Origin of the sequence: Pseudomonas sp. R43(2017) (assembly GCF_002112345.1) — a bacterium.
Lineage (GTDB): Bacteria > Pseudomonadota > Gammaproteobacteria > Pseudomonadales > Pseudomonadaceae > Aquipseudomonas > Aquipseudomonas kribbensis.
Genome location: NZ_NEHJ01000005.1, coordinates 533,257 through 545,631, shown reverse-complemented (window position 1 = coordinate 545,631; position 12,375 = coordinate 533,257). Strand labels below are relative to the sequence as shown.

Sequence of the window (12,375 nt, the reverse complement as noted above, 5' to 3'; positions counted from 1 at the left end):
GTCGATGCGATCGATGCCCGGGGCTTTGGTGGTCAGCCGGTCGACGTGTCCATCAGGTCCCGGGAAGTACCGCCGGTTCCGCTGGACATAGGCTCGCCGGTCTCCAGGTGCGACAGCTCGATCAGTTTCAGATTGCGCCCAACGCTCCGCTCGACCTCAAGCATCTGCACCGCCTCCCGATAGGCTGCGCTGCTCACGTCCTCGTGTTCATTTTCGAGCCGTTCGAGTTGCTCATCTGCATCGCGGCCGAGCGCAGCAAACGCCTCCGGATATTTCTCGTTCAGGTACTGCACCCAGTATTCGCGGCTGATCAGGTCCTCATAGAACCGCTCGCTTTTCTCTGCCTTCACCACCGCCGCACGCGCGGCTGCCAGCTCATCGCCCCTGATCGGCCGGGCGAACCGCATATGGCTGGGCTGCCCCGGCAGTTGCAAACCATCCTCCCAGCCTGAGGTCAGGCCGATTCGATACTGCAGGCGAACCTCCGCCGGGTCGGCATGACGGCTCATGCTGCGGGCGGCGAGTTTTTCCACCTCGCCCAGACGGAACAGTTGCCGTGACAGGTCGAGCAAGGCGCGCCCCTTGTCTGCAAGGCCGGGCTGCAAATGCTGCAAGGCGTTGTACTCGAACACCTTGACCTCGATTTCACTGAGCGCCAGGGTTCGCCCGTCGACGCAAGTGGTGTGCGTGCTGGCCATGGAAAACAGCGTTTCGCGCAATTCATGACTGCCGTCGGCCGCCTTGATGATGTCCCAGACGCGCCGCGTCAGATCGGCACGAAACACCCGGAACTCTTCGGTATCCGGCATGCGTGACAGCAGATGAAAAAACGCCGCGTTGTCGGGTTCCGCTGCCAGCCGGTTCCACATCGCTCGATGGGAGACGACGTCCTCGTGGGCAATGTTTTCAATCCACGGGGTGACCTGTTGTTCGAGGGCGCTTTCAGTCAGCGTCGAAAGCACCTCATCCATTTCCGGCTCACTCTCCGGGCCCGCACCTTCGTCATCGCTTTCGGTGGTGCTGTCCAGGTCGTCTATCATCCGGTCGATGTCGGCATAAGTCATGCCCAGTGCATCGTGACGGCCATGGGCATCGGCATACGCACGCAGCCGGACAAGACTCTGCTGCGATATTTCGTAATTCTCCGAGAGATTGCTGCCAGCGATAAGTGCCCCGTGAGTGCCGTCATACAGTTCGGAAGGAATCGACGCGATTTCGTTGTTGCTCAAGTCGAGCGTTTGCAGATTCGGGGATTGCAGCGCCCCGTCCGGCCAGGCAGTGAGCAGATTGTCTTGCAGATTCAGTCGCTCGAGCCGGCCGAGACGGGTGATGTCGAACGTGCGCAGGCTGTTATGGCTCAGATCCAGCCAACGCAGTTGCTCCAGTCCCTCAAGGAGCGGATACAGAGTCGTGGATTGCACAAGGCCGGTGAACGACAGCTCAAGCCGTTCCAGTTGACGCATCTGCGCGACGGGGTCCGGTATTGCCGACAACTGGTTACCACTGAGACTGAGTCGACGCAATTGCGTAAAAGCCTTGAGAAAACCGCTGGAACCATTCGTGGTGAGCTTGACCCCGGACAGATTCAGACTGCTGACCGCAGGCATTACGTCGTCCAGCTCAGGCAGGTTGCCCACTTGCAGGCCGTCCAGGCTCAACTCGCGGTCAGTCACGCCGCTCCAGTCAATCGCACCTTCGCGCCAGCATTGGATGATGCGCTGCGCGGCGAGCTGGCGGCTGCGCGACGATACGACCCAATCCATGCCACGGGTTTCATGGGTGAACAGCCAGTCGTTCAGGCGCCGGGTCAGCGACTCGAACGATTGCTCCCAATTCACGATCCGGGCGCTGATCTGCGTCTCGGCCAATCCGGCGTCCTGCATCCGTTCGATGGCCGTCTGCGCGCGGGCGGCGTCGTAATCCGGGCGCAACCGCTGCACGCGCGCACCCCACGTCAACGGCCCCTCGTCCACCGGCACCGGCGGGAGCGGCAGCAGGCGTCGGGCAATCACCGAGCCGCTTTCCGTGGGCGGCGTACGATGACGCGGTTCCTCCAGAGCAAAGCGTTGCAACGAACCGGCGATCAGTCCCCTGCTGTCCTCGATCCGCCGCCGGGCGACGGCCAGCCCGGCCTGTGCCTGCGGGCTCAACGGAGTACCGGTCAGGCTGGTGTCGAGCAACAACCGGTCACCGGCCAGCAGTGCATCGGGCAGCGTCGTCAAGCGGCTGTCGCTGAGATCGAGCCAGGTCAGCTCGGGCAATGCCTCGGCACCGACCGGCCATTGATCGATGGCGGTCTTGCTCAGGTCCAGCGCTTTCAGTCGGTTCATCCCGCGCAAATCAATACGGTTGAGCGGGTTGTCATGCAGGTTCAGGGTTTCGAGCGCCGGCAGATTGCCCGGCTCCAGCGGCAATGCCGAGAGATTGCAATGGCTCAGGTCCAGGGTGTCGATGCCACGGAAAGTACGGATGAAACCACGCATGTGTTCCAGCGGAGCCTCCAGCCCTGCCAGGTGCAAACTTCGGACGTGGCTGAATCCTTCGGCGGACAAGGTCGGCAGGCTGTCCATGGGCGAACCGAGAATTTCCAGCACCGAGGCATCGTTGGGCAAACTGACGTAGAGATTGAAAAAAACGCTTTCGGTAGGTGCACCAAAACGCTGAAACAACCCGCCACGCCAGTTGTTCTTCAGTGCCTCGACCACCGCCGAACGTGCGGCACCGCCATTGAACACGGTCGGTCCGGGGCCGACCCACTCCTGCAACCGGTTCAGCTCGCCGAACTGCTCCCCCAGGGTTTCGATGGCCGCAAGCCGGCTGGTCGAGTCGGTGAATTGCGCTTTGAACCCATTGCTCAAGACATCGAACAGACTGGGTTCCATGCCGACAAAACGCTTGAGTTCGCCGCGACAGTAATCAGCGACCATTTCCTCCAGATCGACCAGATGACGCGGCTGACTGCGGATGAACTCGTAGATCGGCTTGAATACCCGACGCGGAAACTTCGACCAGTCCAGAGAAAGGCCGGACAACAGTCGCTGATGGCCTTCATAGATTTCCACCGGCAGGCTGTTGATCGCCGTCGAGCGCAGGTTCAGACGCTCGAGCCGGGGCAGGTCCAGCACGCCGAGCGGCCATTGGTACATTGCCGGGCTGGCGACTTCGAGCCTGCGCAACCGCCGCATGCCACTCACATCGAGCGTCGTCGGCACCACTGGATGCATCCCGCCACCGGTACAGTGCAACTCAAGCTCTTCAAGCCGGATCAACTCCCGAAGCCGCGCCGCCACTTTCGCGGTAACCGGTGTCGACAGTTTCAGGCGAGTCATGTGCCGCAGCGACCTGAGTGTCGTGAGTACCTTGTCGAACTCAGCAATGCTCGCGCTCAGCGCCAGCCTCTCGACATTGGGAAATGCGGCGAGCGTATCGGCGACCGCCGGGGCACGCAGCGTCAGTTCGCGCACATGGGAGAAATCCGCCGATAGCGACGGCAACCGGGTGCCGCTGACGATCGTGAGGCTCGCCGCCTGAGGATCGTGTTCGGCCAAGGGCGCGTTGCGCCAACTGTCTTTGATACCTTGCACACATCGCCTGAACTCATCTTCGGCGATGTGAAAGCGCGTGTCCTGCCCGGCAAGCCATCGGTCGAGCGTCGCTTCAAGCTCCCGCCACTCGCTCATGCGGTTGTTGAGCAGATGAAAGATCTGTTGGTCGGTCTTGCCCAGGCGCCATTGTTCAAGAATGAAACCCCGGGCCTGCGCGTCGCTCAATCGGGGATAGACATTCTGGACGTGGCCGGTCAACACCGGGTCCGGCCCCGGTCCATCGCCACTGGCCGGATAACCCAGCAACCCGGAAGCAATACGACGAGGCGGTCTGAACCGCAGGCCGGCGGAAGAGGCGGATTGAAACACCCGCGTGCAATCACTGCGGTGAGCACCTGCGTAATCAATGATCGCGCGTTGCAACTCCCCGCTCTGCCCCACCTGTGGCAATCCGATCGAGCGCCGCGCCTCATCGGGCAGGGCATGCATCAGCGAAGTGTAAAAGTTGCCCCCTCTGGCGGGCATACTGTTGAGTGTTTCGGCGCGGTCATTGAAGGCCTGCCAGGATGTGCCGTTCCTGACCACGAATTTGCGGTGCGACGCCGTCTCGTTGCCGATGCCATCGATCAGCGGCCCGCCGACACTGCCTTCGCGCAGCTCCAGACGTACGTCGTCGGGCCAGCCCGGAAGCCTGCTCAATGTGTGCAGCGCCAGTCGGGCGCTGTCGGTCGACGCCATGGTGTCGCTGCGCAGCCCGGCTATGGCCCGGGTCAGGCGCCCTTCGCCGGCATACCAGCGGCCGATTTCCTGCAAATGCAGCGGAACCCGCGACGAACTGTCCAGCCGTGCCAGCTCTTCGGCATCCGCCTGTCGCAACACGGCTTGCGCAGCCCGCTCTGTCAGGCCCGGCTGGATTCGCTGCAGCTTTGCGACACGGGGAGCAACAGGATCGCCGGTGCGTAAAAGGCCCTGGAACAGCGCCGGTTTGCGGGTCTCGGTAAAGTCGCCGATCTGCCTGGCCAACTCCTGCGGTCTTATGGCCGCTACGCGTGCGGGTTCACCACCCAGCAATCGCACCACTTCGGTTTCATCCAGCGAAGCCAGAATACGCGCCGGCAACTCACCGTTGAGCACCTCGGCCCGGCTGACCCGGATCGGCGCCTTGCCACCGCGTCGTGTCCCGTAACGGAGCGCGGTCCCAGAAAAGTCGGAGGAATCGTAAATCTTCAATTGCCTCCCCCACGGCCATCGCGGCATCTCGGGCAGCAAGGGCAACACCTGAAGATAACGGCCGTCGATGGGTTGCCGCCCTGCAATCTGCTCGACGATCAGTCCGGCATCCCGCTCGGCGTTGAACAGGCGCATGGCCTCCGCCAGCTCCGGGGGCGGCAAGGCATTGTCCAGGTGCATCTTGCGCAGGGCGCCATCGCTGACACCGGCCGTATCGGCAAGGGCCAGCAACTGCTCGTTAGCGAAAACATCATTGCTGTGGCCGATACGCCGCAGGAGTGTCAGCCGGTCCCAGGCCTGCGGGCGCTCGAGCGTATGTCGCCAGGCGCCGGCGCCGTTGTGGGCCAGCGGCGGTTGATAAGCCTGCGGATCGTTCGGGTGATCGATTCGCCATGCCTTGAGCGACTCGTCGTAAGTCTGCCGGTACGTCTTGCCTTCAAGCCGAATGTAGTGGTCTTGCCCGACCCGGTACTGCCCCAGTGCGTTGGGCGCCGCACGCGAGTCCAGCGTGACCGGACTCTCGTAACCGTTCAGATCAGGCTTCCACAATCGGGTCCTGCCGTCTGGCATCTGTACCTGATGCAGGTTCTCGATGACCGGTGTCGATCTGGCAGCAGTCAGCCGGGCAAGCCCCTTGCCGGCCCCCGCCATCAAGGCAATCAACGCGAGGTTTTGCGCGACATCGATCAGGTGTGCCTTTGCAGCCTTGCGATCCCCCTCACTCCACTCGATGGAGCCTTCAAAGGTTTCTTCGAGCAATTGCCCGGTCATCACCACCATCATCACTTCGCCCAATACCGGCACGAACATCGAAATGCCGGTCAGCACCAGCATGCCGATGTTCAGCAGCACGGCGAGCTTTTCCGAGCGCACTCTGGCATCGACATCCGCCGTGGGTACCGCATGGCTGCGAGCATCGGCAATCAATCGGTCGCGATGCTGGTCGAACAGGTAGTTCCACAGATCGACATTATCCGCCCAGATCCCGTGGCCCTTGCGGGACAGGTCCACGGGATTCAGATACGGATCCGCATTCGGCACCTGCGCGACTGGTGACACCGGCGGCAATTCACGGATGCCGGTCAACGCCCCGTTGATCGGGTTCAGGGCCTTGTAAATCTCATTGAACTGCGGTGCGTAGGGCTCCAGTTTCTGTGCGAATGTCCGGTCGGGCGTGTCGTTGGTGAACTGACTGAAAAAGTATGGCCGGTCACCATAGGCGACAAACTGGCTGAAAAAACGCTGGTAGGCATTCGGCTTTGCGGGGTGTGCCCGACTGGCGTCTCGCGTGGTGAAGCGCTGCTTGAACATCGCTTCTATTTCCCGGCCCTTGTAGCGCTTGAGCGGGTGGAAAGGATCGCCCGGGATATACAGGATCGAGTCGTCGCTGTAGCGATATTTTTCGCAGATTGTGAACAGCACGCAGCCGGTCATGCGCCGACCCATCAGGCCCAGATCACGAAACCAGATCTGCCGATGACCCTGACGAGGCGCCAGCTCACCATTGAGGACCGAGCGGATCGATGCGTAGTCTTCGCGCCCGATGTCGCCCTTGACCAGGGCCAGTTCGGCAGCCGCACGCAGGGCGGTCTTGTACGCGTCGATGAATTTGTCGCGCAGCACATGTACGGCCACCGCATCTTTGGGGTGCAGGAAATCCTTGAGATACGCCTGATACTTCGCCCCGATGTCGAGTGATCGGCACAGCCCTGTGAACTGCTCGACCGTCAGACGGGTATTCAACGGTTCCAGGGTTCCTGCAGTCGAGGTTTCGAGGCGAAATCCCGATGTTCGATGAAAGGCCCCGCTTTCACATTCCCGGGCTTCGAAGTTATGCAGCGCCGCTTGCAGCAGAGGCTGCTTCAGGACTTCGAAATAATCGATTTCGATGGAAAAAATCCCCATTTCCACCGGTTTGTTCAGCACCAGCCAGGTCTTGTTGACGTCAAGCGTCACGTTGAACCGGTCCTTGAGGGCCTTGGTCAGCAACGGCGCAGCAAACTGATCGATGTCCTGAAAACCCGACATGGCCTTGTCCAGGTTTGCCTGAGCGACGAAGCTGGCGGTCAGGGCATCGCCCACGGTTTTGCGTTGATCGCGGGACGCATGTCTGTACCAGTCCGGTGTGGCGGAATCGGCATGTTTCAAAGCCTCACGCTGGCGCGGCGAAGCGTTGATCAGCCACCCGGGACTGGACTGCTGCAGCAGGTCGGCGTGCAGACTTTGCGTCACCACCGGGCCCGGTGGCGCAACGGCGTCCAGAGAAGGTGAGGCGGCAGGGATGTCGGACATGGGTTCACTCCTTGAAATGGAGCGAAAGCAGACCATGGAGAACCGCCGTGGCCGAGGTACATATGTCTTGCCGCATGACGTCTTGTCAGCGCAAATTTCAGGCCCCGGCGGCGCTTTCATTCCCGCACAAAGGGGCTAATATTCGAACGCCCCGCCTTGAATTTCCAGGAACCCGGACATGCGTTTATCCGAATTCATCAGGCAACACGCGGATCACATCGTCGAGGAATGGGAACAGTTCGCCAGGACCATCACCCCGGCGGCCGACACCCTGGACCAGGCGGCGCTGCGCGACCATGCCCGGGCCATTCTGCTGGCCGCCGCCCGGGATATGGACACCGCACAGACCGCCAGCGAGCAAATCGCCAAGGCCAAGGGCGAAGGCCCGGAAAAGACCCCGAGCCTGGACAAGGCCGGCGCCAGTCACGGTGAGTTGCGCCATACCGTGGGCTTCGACCTGGTGCAGATGACTTCGGAATTCCGTCACCTGCGTGCCTGCGTGATCCGCTTGTGGGTCGGCACGTTGCAGTCGCCGGACATGGCGTACTTCCAGGACATGATCCGTTTCAACGAAGCCATCGATGAAGCCCTCGCCGAATCAACGGCGGCCTACGCCGAACAGGTCAATCGCTCGCGGGACATCTTCCTCGCCATTCTCGGCCACGACCTGCGCGCACCGCTGCAAGCGGTCAGCATGTCGACCGAGCTGCTGATGCGTAAAACCACTCTGGAAGGCGATGCGCTGACCTGCGCTTTGAATATCAAACACGGCGCGCGGCACATGGCGGCGATGGTCAGCGATCTGCTGGAGCTGGTACGCAGCCGCCTGGGCAAGAGCCTGCCGATCGAACCGGCACCGATGGATTTGGCCGACACGGTGCGGGCGGCCATCGCCGAAGCCTGCGCCGGCAATCCCGAGTGCGATCCGACCCTAAAGATCGATGGTGATACCCGAGGTGTCTGGGATGCCGGGCGGCTGGATCAGTTGCTGCAGAATCTGATCGGCAACGCCCTGCAACATGGTTCGAATCCGCAAGAAGTGATCGTGACCCTGCGCGGCGAGAACGACGCGGTGCATCTGTCGGTGCACAACTATGGCGAGCCGATCCCGGATGAAGCCATCGGCACGATTTTCGATCCACTGGTACGCAGCGCCGATGAAGAACTTGGCCAGCCGTCCACCAGCCTTGGCCTGGGGCTGTTCATCGTCAAGGAAGTGGTGACCGCCCATGGCGGGACGATCGAAGTCAGCTCAAGCGAAACCGAAGGGACGCTGTTCAGCGTGATGCTGCCAAGGAAGAGCTGAAGCGGTCACTCGACCACCAGCCGCCCCAACCGCTGACGCAGCATGCGGTTCTCGGCCCGCAGTTCCTTCACTTCTTCCAGCAGGTCCAGCGCCAGGGCGACGCCTTCCCACTCCAGCTCCAGGTCGCGCCGCAGCTTGGCGGCGCGTTTGGCCAGGGCCAGTTCGTAGTCGGTGAAGCGCCATTCCCGGGGCTGCGCGCCCTGAGGTTCGAGGATGCCGTGTTCGACGATTTCGATCACGTAGACGTCCGACAGATCGGCCGCCTCACAGAATTCTGCCATGTCCAGTTGAACGATCAGGGGGCTGCTCATGATGGGCTACTCCGTCGTCAGTATCAGAAGTTCTCTCGCGGATTGAAGGCGGCCTTCTTCGCCAGTTCCTGCCATAGCGCCTTGACGTCATCGCCGGCGGCCTTCGGCATCACGGCCTTGAGCTGGACGAACAGGTAACCGCGTTCGCCGGCCTTGTTCTGCAGACCGTGGCCCTTGGCGCGCATGCGCTGACCGTTCTGGCTGCCGGCCGGCACCTTGAGGTTGATCTTGCCGGTCAGGGTCGGCACCGCCACTTCGGTGCCCAGCGCCAGTTCCCACGGTGCCAGGGGCAAAGTGATGATCAGGTTTTCGCCTTCGACATCGAATTTCGGGTGCGGCGCGAAACGAATGGTCAGGTACAGATCGCCATTGGCGCCGCCACCGATGCCCGGTGCGCCCTGGCCTTTGAGGCGGATGCGCTCGCCGTCGGTCACGCCCGCCGGGATCTTCACGTTCAGGCTCTTGCTGGTGTTGCTGACGTGCTGGCCGCTGGCGTTGTATTGCGGTACCTGGAAGCTGATCTTTTTCGATTCGTTCGACAGGGTTTCTTCCAGGAAAATCGGCAGTTCCAGTTCCACGTCTTGCCCTCGGCGCCCGGAGCTGCGGGATTGCCGGCCAGCGCCGCCACCGAAACCGGGGCCGCGATTGCCAAAGATCGAACTGAAGAAGTCCGAGAAATCACCCGTTTCGCCACCACCGCCACCGAAGCCCCCACGGCTCTGCCAGCCCGGCGGGCCCTGAAACGGCTGACCGTGCTGGCCGTAGCGACGCAGGTCGTCGTATTCGGCACGCTTGTCGGCGCTTTTCAGCGCTTCATAGGCTTCCGAGGCGTCCTTGAACTTGGCCTCGGCGTCTTTTTCCTTGCTGACATCGGGGTGGTATTTGCGCGCGAGCTTGCGATAGGCAGCCTTGATTGCCTTGTCGTCAGCCGTCGGCTCCACGCCGAGTATCTTGTAATAGTCTTTGAAGTCCATCGAAGGAATCACCATCCGTTATCGATTTCGCGCCGTTGCCAGCATGCGCCGATTCGCGCAAGGCCGGTTGACCGATCTCAAGGTTGTGACCGGGTGGCGCAGCAGAAGTTTATCGGCAGTGGACGGCGGTTCTTGCGACCGCCGGTGTGTCTGCCGGCCCATGCCAGCAAGTTTGGGGCAAAGCGCCGACTTTCAAGCAAGCTTAGACGCGAAATAGCGGATGACCGGCCTTCGAATCTGTCGCGCACTGACATACACTGCGCGGCCGTTTTTTTGACCGGAACCGAAAGACATGAAAGACGCCTCTCCAGCCCGTGCCTGCGGCATCGACTTTGGCACGTCCAACTCCACCGTCGGCTGGCTGCGCCCCGGCATGGAAACGATGATCGCGCTGGAAGACGACAAGATCACCCTGCCGTCGGTGGTCTTCTTCAACATCGAAGAACGCCGCCCGGTCTACGGTCGCCTGGCGCTGCACGAGTACCTGGAAGGCTACGAAGGCCGACTGATGCGCTCGCTCAAGAGCCTGCTCGGTTCCAAGCTGATCAAGCACGACACCAGCGTCCTCGGCACCGCGATGCCGTTCAAGGACCTGCTCGGGCTGTTCATTGGCCAGCTCAAGAGCCGTGCCGAAGCCGCCGCCGGTCGTGAGTTCGAGCAGGTGGTGCTGGGCCGCCCGGTGTTCTTCGTCGATGACGACCCGCTGGCCGACCAGGAAGCCGAAGACACCCTGGTGGAAGTGGCGCGCAAACTCGGCTTCAAGGACGTGTCGTTCCAGTACGAGCCGATTGCCGCGGCCTTCGACTACGAGTCGACCATCGAAAAGGAAGAGCTGGTACTGATCGTCGACATCGGCGGTGGTACGTCGGACTTCTCGCTGGTGCGCCTGTCGCCCGAGCGTCGGGGCATGGATAACCGTCACGACGACATCCTCGCCACCGGCGGCGTGCACATCGGCGGGACCGACTTCGACAAGCAACTGAGCCTGCAAGGCCTGATGCCGCTGTTCGGCTACGGCAGCCGCATGAAGAGCGGCGCGTTCATGCCGACCAGCCACCACATGAACCTGGCGACCTGGCACACCATCAACTCGGTGTATTCGCAGAAATCGACCCTGGCCCTGGGCAGCATGCGCTACGACATCGAGGACACCGGCGGCATCGACCGTCTGTTCAAGCTGATCGAACAGCGCGCCGGGCACTGGCTGGCGATGGAAGTGGAAGAAACCAAGATTCATCTGACCCACAACGACAGCCGTCACGTGCCGCTGGACCGGATCGAATCCGGGCTGAACGTCGAGTTGACCCGCGCTCTGTTCGAATCGGCCATCGAGGCGCAGCTTGAGCGCGTGCGTGGCAGCGTCACGCAATTGCTGGCGGACGCCAATGTGGCGGTGGGTCAGGTCGATACGGTGTTCTTCACCGGCGGTTCCAGCGGCATCCCGGCGCTGCGCAACAGCGTTTCGGCCATGCTGCCGAATGCGCGGCATGTGGAAGGGAATATCTTTGGCAGCATCGGTAGCGGTCTGGCGATTGAGGCCATGAAGCGTTATGGCTCAGTAAACTGATCCAGTTTCTGCGGCGCTGCCAATCGCGAGCAAGCTCGCTCCCACAGGATCACACTGAACCTGTGGGAGCGAGCTTGCTCGCGAAAGGGCCCTTTCTGACGCTACAAAACCTGGATCAAACCATCCCGCCCAGCTTCAACTCACTCTTCAGATACGCGTAATAAATCGGCCCCGCCACCACCCCCGGCAGGCCGAACGCGGCCTCGAACACCAGCATCGCCAGCAGCAACTCCCAGGACTTGGCACTGATCTGCCCGCCGACGATGCGCGCGTTGAGGAAGTATTCGAGCTTGTGGATAAAGATCAGGTAACCCAGCGCGGCAACCGCCACCCAGATCGACAGCGACAGGCCGACGATGGTGATCAGCGTGTTCGACATCAGATTGCCAATCACCGGCAGCAGACCGAGCAGGAACGTCAGCACGATCAGGGTCTTGGTCAGCGGCAGCTTGATCCCGAACAGCGGCAGGATCACCGCCAGGAAGATCCCGGTGAAGAAGGTGTTGAGCAGGGAAATCTTGATCTGCGCGAAGACAATGTTGCGAAACGCTTGAACCAGCAGGTGCAGACGGTCGAACAGTGCGGCCGCCAACGGCTTGCGCTTGGTGACATCCGGCACGCGCTGCAGGGCGATGATTGCGCCGAGCACCATGCCGATCAGCAGGGTCACGAACATGTGCGCCGCGTCCTTGCCCACCAGTTGCAGCTCGGACAGGTGCTTGCTCGCCCATTCACCGATGGCCACACGGAATTCGGCGGCGCTGGCGGGCAGATAGCTGTCGAGGAACGGCGGCAGTTGCCCGCGCGCACGGTCAACCACACCCATGAATTTGTCGAGGGAAGCTCCGGGATTTTCCGCCTCGTGCAGCAGGAAACTGATCGCCCCGGCAAAGATCAGCGCCAGCACACTCACCACCAGCGTGCCCAGCAATGCCACCGCCAGCCAGCGCGCGCGGCGGCCTTCGATCAGCCGTTGCAGTTGCGGAGTGAGCATGTTGACCAGCTCGAACACCAACAAACCGGCCAACAGACTGGGCAACAGACGCAGCGGCAGCACCAGCAGCAACCCGCCGAAAATGATGATGCAACTGACCCAGAACACAACATGACGCTCAGAAAACGTTGGCATACAGCCTCAAAACGAACGGCG

At 61.8% G+C, this 12,375-nt stretch carries 6 protein-coding genes; 2 read left to right on the top strand and 4 right to left on the bottom strand.

Features of this window, described 5'->3' with window-relative positions; translation table 11 throughout:
• Positions 1-32 precede the first annotated feature (32 nt).
• Positions 33-7,067: an NEL-type E3 ubiquitin ligase domain-containing protein gene (locus tag CAG02_RS17280; protein ID WP_170931612.1), complete on the bottom strand. Its 7,035-nt coding sequence runs from the start codon at positions 7,065-7,067 to the stop codon at positions 33-35.
• A 178-nt stretch (positions 7,068-7,245) separates the two neighbouring features.
• Here CAG02_RS17280 and CAG02_RS17275 point away from each other — a divergent pair, with 178 nt between their 5' ends.
• Positions 7,246-8,373, top strand: a complete 1,128-nt coding sequence (locus CAG02_RS17275; RefSeq protein ID WP_085711195.1) for a sensor histidine kinase KdpD — start codon at positions 7,246-7,248, stop codon at positions 8,371-8,373.
• Between the two features lie 5 nt (positions 8,374-8,378).
• Here the strand turns inward: CAG02_RS17275 and CAG02_RS17270 are convergent, their stop codons facing one another.
• A complete protein-coding gene (locus tag CAG02_RS17270) occupies positions 8,379-8,684 on the bottom strand; it encodes a chaperone modulator CbpM (protein ID WP_085711194.1) in 306 nt (101 codons plus the stop codon).
• A gap of 23 nt (positions 8,685-8,707) precedes the next feature.
• Positions 8,708-9,658 carry a DnaJ C-terminal domain-containing protein gene (locus tag CAG02_RS17265; protein ID WP_085711296.1) on the bottom strand — a complete coding sequence of 317 codons (951 nt, stop codon included), beginning with the start codon at positions 9,656-9,658 and terminating at the stop codon, positions 8,708-8,710.
• Between the two features lie 292 nt (positions 9,659-9,950).
• Here CAG02_RS17265 and CAG02_RS17260 point away from each other — a divergent pair, with 292 nt between their 5' ends.
• Entirely contained in the window at positions 9,951-11,225 is a 1,275-nt protein-coding gene (locus CAG02_RS17260; protein ID WP_085711193.1) for an Hsp70 family protein, read from the top strand.
• Positions 11,226-11,340: 115 nt separating this feature from the next.
• Here CAG02_RS17260 and CAG02_RS17255 read toward each other — a convergent pair whose 3' ends face one another.
• The gene (locus tag CAG02_RS17255) at positions 11,341-12,354 is read right to left on the bottom strand and encodes an AI-2E family transporter (RefSeq protein ID WP_085711192.1); all 1,014 of its coding nucleotides are present in this window, start codon (positions 12,352-12,354) and stop codon (positions 11,341-11,343) included.
• Positions 12,355-12,375 lie beyond the last annotated feature (21 nt).